Source organism: Nocardioides sp. JCM 18998, assembly GCF_055391535.1.
This window is the reverse complement of record NZ_AP043886.1, coordinates 3,422,733-3,439,083: the sequence shown is the minus strand read 5'-3', so window position 1 is coordinate 3,439,083 and position 16,351 is coordinate 3,422,733. Positions and strand designations below refer to the sequence as shown.

General features: G+C 72.1%; 15 protein-coding genes and 1 rRNA gene. All 16 read right to left on the bottom strand.

Annotated elements, in window-relative coordinates:
* Positions 1-87 precede the first annotated feature (87 nt).
* The 16 genes from ACZ5L9_RS16215 to rrf all read right to left on the bottom strand — a co-directional run bounded on the left by ACZ5L9_RS16215 (position 88) and on the right by rrf (position 16,271).
* Positions 88-378 carry a GNAT family N-acetyltransferase gene (locus ACZ5L9_RS16215; RefSeq protein WP_464529417.1) on the bottom strand — a complete coding sequence of 97 codons (291 nt, stop codon included), beginning with the start codon at positions 376-378 and terminating at the stop codon, positions 88-90.
* A gap of 106 nt (positions 379-484) precedes the next feature.
* A complete protein-coding gene (locus ACZ5L9_RS16210; RefSeq protein WP_464529412.1) occupies positions 485-1,612 on the bottom strand; it encodes a Kelch repeat-containing protein in 1,128 nt (375 codons plus the stop codon).
* A gap of 36 nt (positions 1,613-1,648) precedes the next feature.
* The gene (locus tag ACZ5L9_RS16205) at positions 1,649-4,213 is read right to left on the bottom strand and encodes a DEAD/DEAH box helicase (protein ID WP_464529408.1); all 2,565 of its coding nucleotides are present in this window, start codon (positions 4,211-4,213) and stop codon (positions 1,649-1,651) included.
* 20 nt (positions 4,214-4,233) lie between these two features.
* Positions 4,234-5,175 (bottom strand): site-specific tyrosine recombinase XerD, encoded by a 942-nt coding sequence (gene xerD, locus ACZ5L9_RS16200; protein WP_464536895.1) that lies wholly within the window; start codon positions 5,173-5,175, stop codon positions 4,234-4,236.
* Complete coding sequence (ald, locus tag ACZ5L9_RS16195; RefSeq protein WP_464529405.1) at positions 5,172-6,290, bottom strand: alanine dehydrogenase; 1,119 nt, start codon at positions 6,288-6,290, stop codon at positions 5,172-5,174. Before ald ends, xerD begins: the two co-directional genes overlap by 4 nt.
* A gap of 9 nt (positions 6,291-6,299) precedes the next feature.
* Positions 6,300-6,887, bottom strand: a complete 588-nt coding sequence (locus tag ACZ5L9_RS16190; protein ID WP_464529400.1) for an NUDIX domain-containing protein — start codon at positions 6,885-6,887, stop codon at positions 6,300-6,302.
* Positions 6,887-8,608: a CTP synthase gene (locus ACZ5L9_RS16185; RefSeq protein ID WP_464529398.1), complete on the bottom strand. Its 1,722-nt coding sequence runs from the start codon at positions 8,606-8,608 to the stop codon at positions 6,887-6,889. Before ACZ5L9_RS16185 ends, ACZ5L9_RS16190 begins: the two co-directional genes overlap by 1 nt.
* A gap of 11 nt (positions 8,609-8,619) precedes the next feature.
* On the bottom strand, positions 8,620-9,522 hold the full coding sequence (locus tag ACZ5L9_RS16180; RefSeq protein ID WP_464529396.1) for a copper transporter: 903 nt from the start codon (positions 9,520-9,522) through the stop codon (positions 8,620-8,622).
* Complete coding sequence (steA, locus tag ACZ5L9_RS16175) at positions 9,519-10,682, bottom strand: putative cytokinetic ring protein SteA (RefSeq protein WP_464529394.1); 1,164 nt, start codon at positions 10,680-10,682, stop codon at positions 9,519-9,521. Before steA ends, ACZ5L9_RS16180 begins: the two co-directional genes overlap by 4 nt.
* 146 nt (positions 10,683-10,828) lie before the next feature.
* Entirely contained in the window at positions 10,829-12,580 is a 1,752-nt protein-coding gene (recN, locus tag ACZ5L9_RS16170; RefSeq protein WP_464529391.1) for a DNA repair protein RecN, read from the bottom strand.
* A complete protein-coding gene (locus ACZ5L9_RS16165; RefSeq protein WP_464529387.1) occupies positions 12,580-13,554 on the bottom strand; it encodes an NAD kinase in 975 nt (324 codons plus the stop codon). The genes recN and ACZ5L9_RS16165 overlap by 1 nt, the downstream gene beginning before the upstream one ends.
* Entirely contained in the window at positions 13,551-14,387 is an 837-nt protein-coding gene (locus ACZ5L9_RS16160; RefSeq protein ID WP_464529385.1) for a TlyA family RNA methyltransferase, read from the bottom strand. Before ACZ5L9_RS16160 ends, ACZ5L9_RS16165 begins: the two co-directional genes overlap by 4 nt.
* A 6-nt stretch (positions 14,388-14,393) precedes the next feature.
* Entirely contained in the window at positions 14,394-14,555 is a 162-nt protein-coding gene (locus ACZ5L9_RS16155) for a hypothetical protein (protein ID WP_464529381.1), read from the bottom strand.
* Positions 14,556-14,565: 10 nt separating this feature from the next.
* Entirely contained in the window at positions 14,566-15,564 is a 999-nt protein-coding gene (locus ACZ5L9_RS16150) for an HAD-IIA family hydrolase (RefSeq protein ID WP_464529379.1), read from the bottom strand.
* Between the two features lie 4 nt (positions 15,565-15,568).
* Positions 15,569-15,961 (bottom strand): single-stranded DNA-binding protein, encoded by a 393-nt coding sequence (locus tag ACZ5L9_RS16145; protein ID WP_464529377.1) that lies wholly within the window; start codon positions 15,959-15,961, stop codon positions 15,569-15,571.
* A gap of 193 nt (positions 15,962-16,154) precedes the next feature.
* Positions 16,155-16,271 (bottom strand): 5S ribosomal RNA (gene rrf, locus ACZ5L9_RS16140).
* Between the last annotated feature and the right edge of the window lie 80 nt (positions 16,272-16,351).

Genomic DNA, 16,351 nt, shown 5'->3' with positions numbered 1-16,351 from the left:
TCGGCGCAGGGCGTCGATGCCTGCTGCTCCCAGGAGACTCTTCGACGAGGCGGGCGCGCATGCCTCGTCTGGGGGATTCGCGCCCGCTCAGCCGCGATGCACGAGGTCCGCGTACTCGGGGTGCTTCTCGATGTAGGCCTTGATGAACGGGCACAGCGGGACGATGTCGTACGTGCCGCCGGCCCGGACGTCGTCCAGCGCGCCCTTCGCGAGTGCGCCGCCGACGCCACGGCCGCCGAACCTCTCGTCGACCTCGGTGTGGAGGAAGACCACCGTCTTCGGGCCCATGCCGTAGACGGCGATCCCGGCGAGCTCGCCGTCGAGCCAGGCCTCATAGCGGGTCTCGTCCGGGTTGTGGCGCACCTCGACATCGCTCATGCGGTGGAGCCTAGTGCGCGACTCGGCCCTCCGGCACGGCCGACTCGGCCCTCCGGCACGGCCGACGCGGGGCCGTGAGCGCGCATGAGGGTGCCGCAGCCGCGGACTACGGATGGAGCAGCCATGCCGTGGTGGACCGCTCGAAAGAGCTGCCGTGCCACGTGCCGCCGCCGTAGACGAAGAGATCGGGGCCGGCCCAGACCGCAGGGCCGGCCTGTTGGGGTGCGTACTCGGGTGTCGGGACCCGGGCCCAGGTGGCGGTGTCGTCGTCGTAGAGCCAGCCGCCGCTGGCGATCAGCTCCCCCGCCGCCGCGTAGACCGACCAGCCGCCGGCGAGCTCGTCCGGCGCGTCGGGAAGCGGGGCCCAGGCGCCGGTCGACGGATCGAGCCGCCCGCCGTACGGGATCGTGCGGCCGTAGCCGTTCACCTGGCCGCCGTCGGCACCACCCAGGGTGGCGTCGACCAGCCGCGTTCCGGTCCAGCTCCACGGCCCGCTCCCGAGCTGACCGGTGATCGGCAGCTCCCGCCACTGCGTCGCGCCCGGAGCCAGCACCGCCGCGTGCACCAGTGACGGGTCGACCGGGTCACCGGCGTCGTCGATCGCCGACCCGGTGAGCACCAGACCGGCGGGCGCCGCGGTGATCACCCGGTCGTACGAGGGCGTCAGCGGGTTGGCCGGCAGCGTCGACCAGCGCTGGGTCGCGGTGTCGAAGACCAGGTCGGGGCGCACCGCACGCTCGTCGGAGGCGGACGCCAGCACCAGCCGCTTGCCGTCGGCGACGAGCCCGGAGATCCAGCCGCGTCCCGGTACGGCACGGGTCCGCCAGGAGTCGTCGCTGCTGTCCCAGGCGAGGAGCGCACGAGCGGCGAGCACGTAGAGCCGATCCCCCACCGTGGCGGAGAGCGCGGGGGCCGCCAGCGGCCGAGGAGCCTCGGCGATGCGCCGCCAGGCGCCGGTGGTCGGCGAGTAGGCGGCGCCGTCGCGCTCGGGCGGGCGGGTGAGCGCGCAGTCGGCACCCGGTGGGCACGGCTGGCCGGCGTATCCGCCGACGAGCACCACCTCACCGGCGACGTAGGCGATGACGGGATCGTCACGCGCGGTCAGCGGCGAGCCGGTGACCGCCGTCCAGCCCGCGTCCCCACCCGCGACCCGATCCGGCCCGGCGGCGTGCCAGGGCCGGGCGCAGCCGGTGAGTACCACCACCAGCGCGAGCCCGAGCGAGAGGATGCGCATACCTCGAGGACGCCGCCAGGCGCCCTCGAGGTTCCATCACAGCCGGCGCATCGCCTCGGTGCGCAGGACGAGCTCACCGGTGTCGTCGGTCGCGTCGAGGTCGATGACCGCCTCGATCACCCAGTCGTGGTGCTCGGCCGGGTCGGCGAGCGTCTGGGTGACGTGCCGCAGGCGGACGCCGTCCGACGTCTCGTCGCGGGTGGCGAGCATCTTCGGGCTCCGCGCGTCGCCGGTCGTGCCGACGGACTTGTGCTCGGTGTAGTACTCCTCGAGCGCGTCGTCCCAGACGGTCCGCTTCATCACGACCTCGCCGGGCGGGTCGGTGCGGTCGGCCGCGGCCCGCTCGAGCGCCATCAGGGCGTCGAGGTCGTCGCGGGCGACGGCGTCGACGCGGGCCCACATCGCGTTGCGGACCATCACCTCGAAGGCGCGCCCCTGCTGCGAGAGCGCGCGCGGCGGGGGCGGCGGGGCGTGGTGGGCGACGTCGGAGCGCACGTGCGCCGGGTCGTTGAGGGCCTCCCACTCGTCGAGCAGCGAGGAGTCGGTCTGCCGAACCGTCTCCCCCAGCCAGGCGATGAGGTCCTCGAGCTCCGGCGTGACGACCGCGGCGGGCAGGGTGTGGGACAGCGTCCGGTACGCATCGGTCAGGTAGCGCAGCACCAGGCCCTCGGACCGCGCGAGCTGGTAGCGGCCGACGATGTCGGTGAAGCTCATCCCGTTCTCGTACATCTCACGGACCACCGACTTCGGGTCGAGCGCGTCCTCCGGCAGCCACGGGTGGCCGCCGCGGTAGACCTCGTAGAGCGCCTCGAGCCGCTCGCCCAGCGGCTTCGGCCAGGTGATCTCCTCGAGCAGCTCCATCCGTTCCTCGTACTCGATGCCGTCGGCCTTCATCTCCTCGACGGCCTTGCCGCGGGCGGCGAACTGCTGGGCCAACAGCAGCTGGCGCGGCGGCTCGAGGACCGCCTCGATCACCGAGAGCACCTCGACGGTGTGCTCGGCGGAGTCCGGGTCGAGCGTCTCCAGCGCGGCGAGGGCGAAGTGCGCCAGCGGCTGGTTGAGGGCGAAGTCGGCCGGCAGGTCCTCGGTCAGGATGTAGCGCCGCCCGTCCCCGTCCGGCACGTCCAGTCGGGTGAGGATGCCCGAGGAGACCAGCGAACGGGCCAACCGCAGCGCTCGGCGGGACAGCCGCAGCTGCTCGCGGCGGGACTCGTGGTTGTCCGTCAGCAGCCGTCGCATCACGGTGAAGGCGTCCTCGTCGCGCGCGACGACGTTGAGGAGCATCGCGTTGTCGACCTTCATCCGGCTCTGCAGCGGCTCGGGCTGACCCTCCACGAGGCGGGTGAAGGCGGCCTCGTTCCAGACCACCGCGCCGTCGGGTGCCTTCTTGAGCTGGGCCTTGGAGTTCTTCTTGCCCGCCGCCTGACGCTCGGCTGCCTTCGCCTTGGCCTTCTCGTTGTCGATGATGTGCTCGGGCGCCTGCACGACCACGAAGCCGGCCGTGTCGTAGCCCGCGCGCCCGGCGCGCCCGGCGATCTGCAGGAACTCACGCGTGCGCAGGATCCGCTGTCGCCGGCCGTCGAACTTCGCCAGACCGGTGAAGAGGACCGTACGGATCGGGACGTTGATGCCGACGCCGAGGGTGTCGGTACCGCAGATGACCCGGAGCAGCCCGGCCTGGGCGAGCTGCTCGACGAGCCGGCGGTAGCGCGGCAGCATGCCGGCGTGGTGCACGCCGATGCCCTTGCGCAGCAGCTTGCCCAGGGTCTTGCCGAAGCCGGCCGCGAACCGTACGTCCGCGAGCCGCTCGGCCAGGGCGTCCTTGTCCGGCGGCGTGATCCAGGAGGCGTTGAGCAGGCCGGTGCCGTGCTCGACGGCGGCGGCCTGGGTGAAGTGCACGACGTAGACCGGTGCCTGGCCGGTGGTGACCAGCTCCTCGAGCGTCTCGGGCAGGTGGGTCATCCGCCACTCGAAGCTCAGCGGGACCGGGCGCTCAGCCTGGTCGACCAGCACCGACTCGCGACCGTTGCGCCGGGTCAGGTCCTCGCGCAGCTCGCGGGTGTCACCCAGCGTGGCCGACATCAGCAGGAACTGCGCCTGCGGCAGCTCCAGCAGCGGCACCTGCCAGGCCCAGCCGCGGTCGGGCTCGCCGTAGTAGTGGAACTCGTCCATGATGACCAGCCCGATGTCGGCCCGCGAGCCCTCGCGCAAAGCGATGTTGGCCAGCACCTCGGCGGTGCAGGCGATGATCGGGGCGTCGGCGTTGACCGACGCGTCGCCGGTCAGCATGCCGACGTTGTCCGCGCCGAAGACGGCGCACAGGTCGAAGAACTTCTCACTCACCAGCGCCTTGATCGGCGCGGTGTAGAAGCTGACCCGATCGCTGGCCAGTGCCGCCGCGTGGGCGCCGATCGCGACGAGGGACTTGCCCGAGCCGGTCGGGGTCGCCAGCACCACGTTGGCGCCACCGAGGAGCTCGATGATCGCCTCGTCCTGGTGCGGGTAGAGGTCGAGGCCGCGGCCCGAGGCGTACGTCGAGATCGCCTCGTAGACGGTGTCGGCGTCGGCGCCGACCGACGGGATCCAAGAGGGGGTGGTCATCACTGCCTTATCTAGCCCGCTTATCTGGCCCGGGGATGGGCGGTCGCGAAGACCTCGCGGAGGTTGTCGACGGTCACCAGGGTGTAGATCTGCGTCGTCGTCACCGACGCATGGCCGAGCAGCTCCTGCACGACGCGTACGTCCGCGCCACCGTCCAGCAGGTGGGTCGCGAAGGAGTGTCGCAGGGTGTGCGGCGAGACGTCCGCGGTGACGCCGGCCCTGTCCGCGGCCCGGACGAGCACCGTCCAGGCCGACTGGCGCGAGAGCCGTCCGCCACGGGAGTTGAGGAAGAGCGCGCCGGCCGGCGTCTTCGCGGAGACGAGCCCCGGGCGCGACCGGCCGAGGTAGGCCTCGACGGCCGTACGGGCGTAGGACCCGAGCGGCACCAGCCGATCCTTGCCGCCCTTGCCGCGCAGCAGCACCGTGCCACCGGGCTCCCCCGGCGGCAGGTCGAGGTCGTCGACGTCGAGCCCGACCGCCTCGGAGATGCGGGCGCCGGTGCCGTACAGCACCTCCAGCAGCGCCCGGTCCCGCAGGGTCAGCGGCGTCTCCGGCTCCCCGGACGCCTCCAGGATCGCCTCGACGTCGGAGAGGGGCAGCGCCTTCGGCAGCCGCTTCGCGGGCCGCGGCGGGCGTACGGACCCGGCGGGGTCGAGCGCGACCATGCCGTCGGCGAGCGCGAACCGGTGGAAGCCGCGGACGGCCACCACGGTGCGCGCGGCCGACGTCGCGGAGAGCGGCTGATGCTCGGCGTCGCCCTCGCGCAGCCGGGCCAGGAACTCCGTCACCGTCGCCTCCGAGACCCCCGACAGGTCGGCGATCCCGACGGCCTCCAGGTAGGCGAGGTAGCGGCGCAGGTCGCGCCGGTAGGAGGCGAGCGTGTTCTCCGCCAGGCCGCGCTCGACCGACAGATGGTCGAGATAGGTGCGGACGGCGGTGCTCGGAGCGATGGTCGGGGTCAGGAGAGCACGCTTTCGAGCGGGACCGCGTCGATGCCCACCGCGGCGCCGACCGGGGCGTTGGTGAGCTGTCCGGCGTGCGCGTTGAGCCCGAGGGCGAGGCTGCCGTCGGCTCGGCACGCGCCCTGCCAGCCCCGGTCAGCCAGCGCGACGACGTACGGGAGGGTCGCGTTGGTGAGGGCGTAGGTCGAGGTGTTCGGGACGGCGCCAGGCATGTTGGCGACACAGTAGAACGTGGAGTTGTGCACCGGGTACGTCGGGTCCGCGTGCGTGGTCGGACGCGAGTCCTCGAAGCAGCCGCCCTGGTCGATCGCGATGTCGACGAGCACCGAGCCCGGCTTCATCTGCGCGACCAGCGCGTTGCTGACCAGCTTCGGGGCGGCGGCGCCCGGGATCAGCACGGCGCCGATGACGAGGTCGGCCTGCTTGACCTGCTCCTCGAGCGCGAGCCGTGAGGAGACCAGGCCGTGTACCCGGTTGTTGTAGCGCCAGAACGACATCCGCAGCTTGTCCAGGTCGGTGTCGAGCAGGGTGACGTCGGCGCCCATCCCGAGCGCGATGTTGGCGGCGTTCTGGCCCGAGACGCCGGCACCGATGATGACGACCTTGGCGCTCGCGACGCCGCCGACGCCGCCCATCAGCACGCCGCGCCCACCCTGGGCCCGCATCAGCCAGTAGGCGCCGACCTGCGGGGCGAGACAGCCGGCGACCTCGGACATCGGGTAGAGCAGCGGCAGCGCGCCCGACGGCAGCTGCACCGTCTCGTACGCGATGGCGGTGACCTGCTTGTCGAGCAGCTCGCGGGTCAGCGCCGGGTCGGCGGCCAGGTGGAGGTAGGTGAAGAGCGTCAGGCCGGGCCGGAGCCGGTGGTACTCCTCCTTGATCGGCTCCTTGACCTTGAGCACGACGTCCGCGCTCCCCCAGACCTCGTCGGCGCCCGTCAGGAGCCGTGCGCCGGCCGCGAGGTACTCCTCGTCGGGGACGGAGGAGCCGAGACCGGCCCCCTGTTCGATGACCACCTCGTGGCCGTGGGCGACCAGCTCGTGAACGCCGATGGGCGTGATCGCGACGCGGTACTCGTGGTTCTTGACTTCCTTCGGCACACCGATCGTGGTCATGCCTCAGTCTTACGCCAGTCCGAGCGCCCGCACCATCAGAACCGCGATGAGAAGTGGTCCGTCGGTCACGTCCCCGGCGAGAACCGCCGCGTGCAGCTCGTCGAACGGCACCCACAGCAGCTCCATGTCGGCCTCCTCGTGCTCGAGCACGAAGCCGCCGCGGTCGACGGCGGTGAGGTCGGTGGCGAGGAAGTAGTGGATCTTCTCCGCGATCAGCCCGGGCGAGGAGTACGCGACGGTCAGCGGCCGCCACGTCGCGGCCGCGTACGAGCCCTCCTCCTGCAGCTCGCGCTTGGCGACGTCGAGGGGCTCCTCGTCCACGCCGTCGAGCAGCCCGGCGGGCAGCTCGACGAAGCGCATCCCGGCCGCGTGCCGGTACTGCTTGAGGCAGAGCACGCGGTGCTGGTCGTCGAGCGCGACGACGACCGCGGCCCCGGGGTGCTCCATCACGAGCCGGGCGAAGGTGCTCTCGCCGTCACGGTCCTGGAGGAAGTCGCGCCGCAGCGCCATCACCCAGTCGTCACGGTGCAGGTCGACGGAGGAGGCGACGGGCCACTGCTGCGGGGCGTCGCGTACCCGGTCGTTCGGTGCCGTCATCACTCAGCAGCGGCGACGGCGGCCTCGACCGGAGCGTCGTGCTCCGGCTCGCGGTGCAGCTTCGACTCGTCGATGTCGAAGCGCTGCTCCTTCTGGCGCGCGATCGCGGCGGCGACCAGGCCCTTGAAGAGGGGGTGCGGGCGGGTCGGGCGGGACTTGAGCTCCGGGTGGGCCTGGGTCGCGATGTAGTAGGGGTGCACGTCGCGCGGCAGCTCGACGAACTCGACCAGACCGTTGTCCGGGTTGGTGCCGGAGATGACCAGGCCGGCCTCGGTCAGGCGGGCGACGTAGTCGTTGTTGACCTCGTAGCGGTGACGGTGACGCTCCTCGACGCGGGTCGAGCCGTAGACCTCGGCCGCGATGGAGCCCTTGGCCAGGTCGGCCGGCTGCGAGCCGAGCCGCATCGTGCCGCCCAGGTCGCCGGCGCCCTCGACGTACGCCTTCTGCTCCTCGATGGTCGCGATGACCGGCTCCGGGGTGCCCGGGTCGAACTCGGTGGAGGCCGCCTTGGCCAGGCCGAGGACGTTGCGGGAGTACTCGATCACCATCGACTGCAGGCCCAGGCACAGGCCGAGGGTCGGGATGCCGTGGGCGCGGGTGTAGGTCAGGGCACCGAGCTTGCCCTCCAGGCCGCGGATGCCGAAGCCGCCCGGGACGCAGACCGCGTCCACGTCGGCGAGCTGGCGGTGGGCGCCCTCCGGGGTGTCGCACAGGTCCGAGGCGATCCAGCGGATGTTGACCTTGGCCTCGTTGCCGAAGCCGCCGGCGCGCAGCGCCTCGACGACCGAGAGGTAGGCGTCGGGGAGGTCGATGTACTTGCCGACCAGGCCGACGGTGACCTCCTCCTTGGGGTGGTGGACCTTGCGGAGCAGGTCGTCCCAGATGGACCAGTCGACGTCGCGGAACGGCAGGTCGAGCTTGCGCACGACGTACGCGTCGAGGCCCTCGCGGTGCAGCACCTTCGGGATGTCGTAGATCGACGGGGCGTCGGCCGCGGTGACCACGGCCTCCTCGTCGACGTCGCACATCAGCGCGATCTTGCGCTTGATGCCCTCGGGCAGCTCGCGGTCGGCGCGGCACACGATGGCATCGGGCTGGATGCCGATCTGGCGCAGCGCCATCACCGAGTGCTGGGTCGGCTTGGTCTTCAGCTCCTTGGACGGGCCGATGTACGGGACCAGGCTGACGTGGACGAAGAAGACGTTGTCGCGGCCGATCCGCTGACGGACCTGCCGGGCGGCCTCCAGGAAGGGCTGGGACTCGATGTCGCCGACGGTACCGCCGATCTCGGTGATGCAGACGTCGATCTCATCGCCGTGCATCGCCAGGATCCGGTCGACGATCTCGTTGGTGATGTGCGGGATGACCTGCACGGTCTCACCCAGGTACTCGCCGCGACGCTCCTTGGCGATCACGTTGGAGTAGACCTGACCGGTCGTGACGTTGGCGTTGCCGACCAGGTCGACGTCGAGGAAGCGCTCGTAGTGGCCGATGTCCAGATCGGTCTCGGCGCCGTCCTCGGTGACGAAGACCTCGCCGTGCTGGAACGGATTCATCGTGCCCGGATCCACGTTGAGGTAGGGATCGAGCTTCTGCATCGTGACGCGGAGGCCACGCGAGCGGAGCAGTCGGCCGAGGCTGCTCGCCGTCAGGCCCTTGCCGAGAGAGGAGGCGACGCCTCCTGTGACGAAAACATGCTTGGTCTGGGCGCCCGACTTCATGGACCTTGATCCTATCCGAGCGGGGCCACTCCATCGATTCCTGACGCGCCAAAAGCACCGCCTCCGCCGGTGATCTGTCGCACGAGCGCGAGGACGGTGCCGACCTGGCCGACGTTCGTCTCGTCGCCGTCGACGGTCGCGACGGCGCCGGCCTGGTCACCGAAGTCGTGACCGCGCAGGCGCTTGAGGTCGCCTCGCAGGCCCGAGCCGGTGCTGCCGGCGACCACGACGCCGTGCGCGCGGGTCGCGGTGCCCTGCACGATGCCCGCCAGGATCGTGGGGTCGACGTGCTCCCCGAGGACCAGCAGGAGCAGCGGCGCGGTGCTCTGGACCGTCGGCTGCGCGGCGCTGGGCTTCTCATCGCCGGCCATCGTGACCAGCTTCGACTCGGCCAGGGTGGCCAGCGTGGTGCCCTGGTCGGCGCTCGGGGCGGCTGCGGTGCCCGTGGTCGCCACCGCGCCGCCGACGAGCTGGCCGAGGCGCACGTACGGCGGCTGGGCGGGGTCGACGATGCCCTCGACCTGGGTCGCCATCTGGGCGCCGAGGGTGTCGACCAGCGACTTGTTGGCCGGCTCGACGGCCGTAGCGGTGACGTGGATGGTGCTGGCCACCGTGCCGCCGGCCGCGCTCACCTGGCCGGCGAGTCCGTCGACGACCGCTGTCGGAGCGCCGGGCAGGGCCACGATCGTGACCTGCTTGCCGCTCAGCTTGCCGCTGAGCAGCATCGGCGCGGTGGCCGCGGCGAGCTTCTGGCCGGCCCGGGCCTGGGCGACCAGGTCGTCGTGGGTCTTGCCGCTCGTCGAGGCCGCCGTCTCGGCGTTGCTGCTGTCACTGAGCGGGCCGCCGCCGAGGGCGATGCCGACGCCGAGTGCGGCGCACACCGCGATGAGGGGTACGAGGGCGCGGCGGATCATCGGTCGCCTCCCGTCCGGTCGATGCCCACGTGGTCGAGTCCGGTGCGGAGCCAGTCGTGTCCCACGTCCGTGGTGGCGATCGCGGCACCGACGACCAGGATGCAGATCAGCAGCGCCAGCAGGACGTGGTGGAGTCGGAGTCTGCCGGAGTAGAGCGTCGGGACGGCACTGGCGTCGACGAGCTGCGGGCCGGCTGCGAGCCGGCTGAGGTATGCGCCGGCGGCGCCGTCGCGGTCGTGGTCCAGGGCGTCGGCCAGGTCGGTGCCGAGACCCGCCCCGATGATCACCCGCGGGTCGTGGGCGTGGGCGGTGAGCACGGCGATCTCGCGGGAGCCGAGACTGCTGAGCACCCGGTGGGGTGCGGTGCCGAGACGGGCGAGGCTGTCGTCGTGGGCGGTGCCGGTGCCGCACAGGACGACGTCCTTGGCGGCGCGCAGCGACTTCGCGTCCGGGAGCTCCTCCCCGGCGCCGACGACGATCACATCGGGACGCAGCCCGGCGGCCCGGACGGCGGCGACAGCCGGCGCGGTGGCGACCACGGCGGGACTCTGCTCGCGCAGGAAGCTGCGCATGCCACGCAGCTGAGCGGCCGTCCGCCCGCTGTCGGCGACGACCAGCACGGCCCGGCCGCGGAGCCGGGCGTCCAACGCCGGCAGGCCGACGCCGTGCAGCAGCACGTCCTCCTCGCGGCGGATCAGCTCGGTGCTGGTGTGGGTCAGGGTCTGCAGCTGGGAGGCCATGCCGGCGCGGGCGTCGGCCATCTGGGCGGCGATCACCTCGGCGTCGACGACGCGGCCGGTGGTGAGTCGCTGCTCGCCGTCGTAGACGATGCCGCGCTCGATCCGGGCGGCCCGGCCGTCGCCGAGCGCGCCGAAGCCGCCCTCACCGATGCTGTCGAGCAGCAGGATGCCGGAGTCGATCAAGAGCTGTGGGCCCTGGTTGGGGAATCGCCCCGAGGAGATCGGCTGGGCGTTGATCACGGCCACCACGCCCGCGTCCAGCATCCGCTGGGCGGTCGCGCGGTCGAGGTCGACGTGGTCGATCACCGCGACATCACCGGGGCGCAGGCGCGCCAGCAGCGAACGGGTGGGCCGACCGACACGCAGGGTGCCGGCGAGGCCGGGAAGGGTGGGGAACTCGGTCCTGGTACGCAGCTTCATGACCGAGCAATCCTCACATCCGGGTCATGCCCGTCAGCGGACGTCGCGGGTCGGGTGTGTCGGGTGGCCACTGCGTCGGTTCACGGCGTCGGGCCACTGCGTCGGGCCACTGCATCGCTCGTGCGTGCGCCGGAGCGGCGGGAGGGTCAGCGCTCGGCGCGGGACGTACGGGCTACGTCGAGCAGCTCCCGGGCGTGCGCCAGGGCGGTGTCGGACTCGGCCATGCCGGCGAGCATCCGGGAGAGCTCCCGCTCGCGGGCGGTGTCGTCGAGGACGGTGAGACCCGAGGTGGTGACGCTGCCGTCGCTGGCCTTCTCGACCGCGACGTGCGTGTCGGCGTAGGCGGCCACCTGCGGGAGGTGGGTGACGACCAGGACCTGGGCCGTACGCGCGAGCCGGGCGAGCCGGCGCCCGATCTCCACCGCGGCGGCGCCGCCCACGCCCGCGTCGACCTCGTCGAAGACGAAGGTCGGGACAGGGCTGGTGCCCGCAAGTGCCACCTCGAGGGCGAGCATCACGCGGGAGAGCTCACCGCCGGAGGCGCCCTTGCCGAGCGGACGGGCCTCCGAGCCGGTGTTCGCGGCAAGCAGGAGCTCGACCTCATCCACGCCGGAGGAGCCGAAGCGCAGCAGACGCCCGGCGACCTCCAGCGGCTCGCGCCCGCCGGGAACGCCGTCGCCGCCGTCGTGCTGGCGGACATCGATGGTGAGTCGGGCGTGCGGCATCGAGAGCAGCCCGAGCTCGGCGGTGACCTCCTCGGCCAGCTTGGTGGCGGCCGCGGTCCGCGCGGCACTCAGCGCGGCGGCCTGCACGCCGAGGTCGCGTCGCAGGTCGGCCCGCTCCTGAGCGAGCGCCTCGATCCGCTCGTCGGTGCCGTCGAGGTCGAGCAGCCGACGCGCGGACGTCTCGGACCAGGCCAGCACCTCGTCGATGGTGTCGCCGTACTTCCGGGTGAGCGCGGTCAGCGCGGCGCGGCGCTCGGAGACCGCGGCGAGCCGGGTCGGGTCGGTGTCGATCGCGCTCGCGTAGGAGGCGACGTCGGCAGCGAGGTCGGAGAGCAGGTAGGTGATCTCCGCGAGCCGGTCCGCGAGGGCGGCCGCCTCCTTGTCGTGCTCGCGGACGCCGTCGAGGAGCCTGCGCGCAGCGGAGGTGGCGCCGAGGGCATCGGGCCCGCCCTCCTCGCTGGAGAGCGCCTCACGGGCCTGCTCGGCGGCGGTGCGCAGGGTGTCGGCGAACCCGAGACGGTTCTCCTCGGCGGCGAGGGCGTCGTCCTCCCCGGCGGTCGGCGTCACGGCCTCGATCTCGTCGAGCCCGAAGCGCAGCAGATCGGCCTCGCGGGCCCGCTCGCGGGCGTTGCCGCGCACCTCGTCGAGCTCGGTCTCGATCGCCCCGAGGCGGCGATAGGCGTCGCGATAGGAGGCGAGCAGGGCCTCGACCTCCGCGCCACCGAAGCGGTCGAGCGCCTCGCGCTGGGCGCGCGGCTGCAGCAGACGATGCTGGTCGGACTGGCCGTGGACCGCCACGAGCGGCGCGGCGAGCTCTCCGAGCGTGGAGATCGGCACGGCTGCGCCACCGGCGAAGGCACGGGAGCGACCCTCGGCGGCGACGGTGCGCGCGAGCAGGACACGACCATCCTCGGCCTCACCGCCGGCCTCGTCGGTCGCGGTGACGAAGTCGGGCAGCGAACGCGCGTCGACGACGCCCTCGACGCGGGCGGTCTTCGCACCGCGCCGTACCGCTCCGGCGTCGGCGCGGCCGCCCAGGAGCAACCCGAGCGCCGTCACGATCATGGTCTTGCCGGCACCGGTCTCACCGGTGATGACGGTCAGTCCCGGACCGAGCTCGAGCGTCGAGGAGTCGATCACGCCGAGCGAGCTGATCCGCAGCTCCTCCAACATCAGTCAGTCCCGTCCTGTCCGTACTCCACGCGGCGATCGCCGCGTCGTTCACTGGCGCCGCGCCAGCCCTCGACCGAGAGCCCGAACTTGGCCACCAGGCGGTCGGTGAAGGGGGCGGCATGCAACCGGACCAGCCGGACCGGCTCCGCACCTCGTGTCACCTCGATCCGCGCGCCCTGTGGCAGGTCGACGGCACGACGCCCGTCGCACCACAGCACGCCGGTGCCGGCGGCTGTCGCCATCACCTCGATGGCGAACGTCGAGGTCGGCGCCACCACCATCGGGCGGGCGAAGAGCGCGTGCGCGCTGATGGGCACCATCAGGAGCGCCTCGACACCGGGCCACACGACCGGGCCGCCGGCGCTGAAGTTGTAGGCGGTGGAGCCGGTCGGGGTCGCGCAGACCACGCCGTCACAGCCCCACCGCGAGAGCGGGCGGCCGTCGATCTCGACGACGACCTCGAGCATCCGCTCGCGGGCCGCCTTCTCGACGCTGGCCTCGTTCACGGCGAACGTACGGAAGACCTCGTCGCCGCCGTGCAGGACCCGTACGTCCAGGGTGAGCCGGTCCTCCGCGGTGTAGCGGCGTGCGACGATCGCCTCGATGGTGGACTCGACGTCCTCCACCTCGGCCTCGGCGAGGAAGCCGACGTGGCCGAGGTTGACCCCGAGCACGGGCGTGCCGCTGCCGTGGGTGACCTCGGCGGCCCGCAGGATCGTGCCGTCGCCCCCGATCACGAGGGCGAGCTCGCAACCGACCCCGGCGTCCTCGCTCGACTCGGCGACCTCCAGGCCGGCGGTGGTGGCGTCGAGCTCGAGCTCCGCCACCTCGGTGTTGAGCATCCGAACGGTGATGCCGTGGGTGATCAGCGCCTTCAGGCACGCGAGCGCGACCTGTCGCGCCTCCTCGCGGCCCGTGTGGGCCAGCATCAGGATGCGTCGCTCCCCCGTGTCCACGGGCGCACTCTCACTCACGGATCCACCCTCTCATCCGTCACCGACAGTCCGACGTTGGCGCGGACGGCAGCCTCGATCTCGTCGGGGGTGATCACGGGCTCCGCCTTGCGCAGCCACAGGAAGTACTCGATGTTGCCCGAGGGGCCCGGCAGCGGGCTGGTCGTGACCGCTCGGGCGCCCCAGCCGCGCGCAGCGGCAGCCGCGGCCACCGTGCTCACGGCTTCGGCGCGCAGCGCCGCGTCGCGAACGACGCCGCCCCGGCCGACCCGGTCCTTGCCCACTTCGAACTGCGGCTTGACCATCAGCGCCAGGTCGCCGTCCGGGGCGGTGACGCCGAGCAGGGCGTCCAGGACGAGCTCGAGCGAGATGAAGGAGAGGTCGCCGACGACGACATCGACGGATCCGCCGATCATCTCGGTGGTCAGCTCCCGCACGTTCGTCCGGTCGTGGACGACCACGCGTGGATCCTGCTGGAGGCGCCAGACCAGCTGCCCGTATCCGACGTCCACGGCGACCACCTGACGCGCCCCGCGCCGCAGCAGGACATCGGTGAAGCCTCCCGTCGAGGCGCCGGCGTCGAGGCAGCGGCGTCCCTCGACGCTGAGGCCGAGCTCCGCGAACGCCTCGAGGGCGCCGGCGAGCTTGTGGCCTCCGCGGGATGCGTAGTCGGGGTCGTTCGGGTCCTCCCGTACGACGATGGCGACGTCGGTGGTGACGCCGGTAGCCGGTTTGGTGGCGCGGGCGCCGGCCACCGTCACGCGACCGGCGGCGATCAGCTCGCTCGCCTGCTCCCGCGAACGGGCGAGGTTGCGGCGGACCAGCTCGGCGTCGAGGCGGAGTCGACGGGGCACGTCTGCTCAGGCCTCCGGCTCGGCGTCGAGGGCGCGCCGCAGTACGTCGTGCGCGGTCGAGAAGACCGCGACGTGCTCGGCCACCGGGGCATCCACGAGCGCATCGACGGCGTCCACCGCCGCGTCCACGGCGGCGATGCCGGTGCGCTCAGGAACCTGCTCACTCATGGCGCAGAGGTTACCGGGGAGGGGTCAGGCGGCCCACGTCCGGCGCGCTGCCACGCTCGTCGGCCCAGGACCAGGAGAGCGCGGCGACGATGCGCCACCAGTCGTCGACGGAGCCGGAGCCGCCCACCTCGAGGACGCCGTCGTCCTCGATCGCCGCGTGCCAGCCTCCGAGCTCGCACCGCCCGGCGCGGGCGTCGACAGCGGGATGGCTGACGAGGAGGCCGCCGAGATCGGCGGCGATGTAGGTAGGTCGCAGGTCGGCAGTGGCCCCGACGAGCTCCTGCAGACCGGTCACGCCGGTCATCACCAGCAAGGTGTCCACCTCGACAGCGGCGCCGCCGGCGATGTCGGTGTCGAGTCGGTCGCCGACCATCAGCGGGCGATCGCCGCCGACGCGGCGGATGGTCTCGTGCAGCAGCGGCGGCTCCGGCTTGCCGGCGACTGTCGGCGTCACCTCCGCGAACCGGGCGATCATGTCGACGAAGACCCCGTGCCCGGGAGCCGTTCCGTACGGCGTCGGAATGCTGCCGTCCGTGTTGCTCGCGATCCATGGGAGCCCGGTCTTGATCCGGGTGGCGAGTCGCATGATGTCCCGCCACACCACGTCCGGCCCGTATCCGGTGGCGGCGGCGTCCGCTTCGTCCTCGACGCCGACCGGCACGAGACCGGCATCCCGGAGCGCCTCCTCCAGTCCGGAAGCACCGAGGTACGCGATCCGTGCGCCCTCGCCGAACCGGTCGCGGAGGAGACCGGCAGTGGCCTGGGCGGAGTTGACCACGTCGTCGGTGCCGGCGTCGATCGACAGCTCCCGCAGGTGCTCGGCGACCGTCGCGGGCGGACGTGCGGCGTTGTTGGTCACGAAGGCGACCTTCATCCCGCGCTCGCGCGCCGAGGCGATCCCCGCGGCTGCGCCGGGAACAGCGTGGCCGCCGATGTAGACGACACCGTCGAGGTCGAGCATGGCCAGGTCGTACTGCTCGCAGAGCGCGCGGTCGGTCGGCTTCAGCATGCCGTCATGCTGCCACGCGCTTCACTCGGCGCGCCGACCGCACCTCCACCTCGACCCGCGAGCCGGTCGCTCCCCCGCTCGTGCGGAAGAAGCGCTTGCGCAGTGCACCCTCGATCTCGACGACGTCGCCCTCCGACCACGCCGTCACCTGGCGTCGGAGCCGAGGCGTCCAGGCGACGCACCCGAGCACGTCGACGCGCTGCCTGGAGCGCAGATCGGAATCCAGCCGGTCGACGATGACCATGAACGTGCACATCACCGCCTCGCTCGGCAGGGTGCGCAGCTCCGCAGCCGCCGAGAGCCGGCCGATCAGATGAACCTCGTTCGCCGCGACAACCGACATGCCGGTGGTCTCGGTCGAGCCGTCAGTCGGCTCCTTGGTCCGTCGTGCGCCCATCTGGCATCACCTCCGGAACTCAGCGTCACCGCTCGCGGCGCGGCACGTGAGCGCAGAGGACGAGCCTGTGGAGAGCGCGACTGTACGGCTGCGATGTGCAACGAAAGTGGCCAGATCAGGACTGAAATCGTCGCTAAATGCGGGAGGCCCCCATCAGAACAGTGTCCTGATGGGGGCCTCGACCACAATGATTGTCCGGCGGCGTCCTACTCTCCCACAACCTCCCGGTTGCAGTACCATCGGCGCTGTAGGGCTTAACTTCCGGGTTCGGGATGGGACCGGGTGTTTCCCCTACGCTATGACCGCCGTAACCCTAGACCCCACACTCTGCCGATTGCGGCCAGTGGGGAAAACTCTGTGGTTACATCGTCTGCCACTATTCAGTTCAAG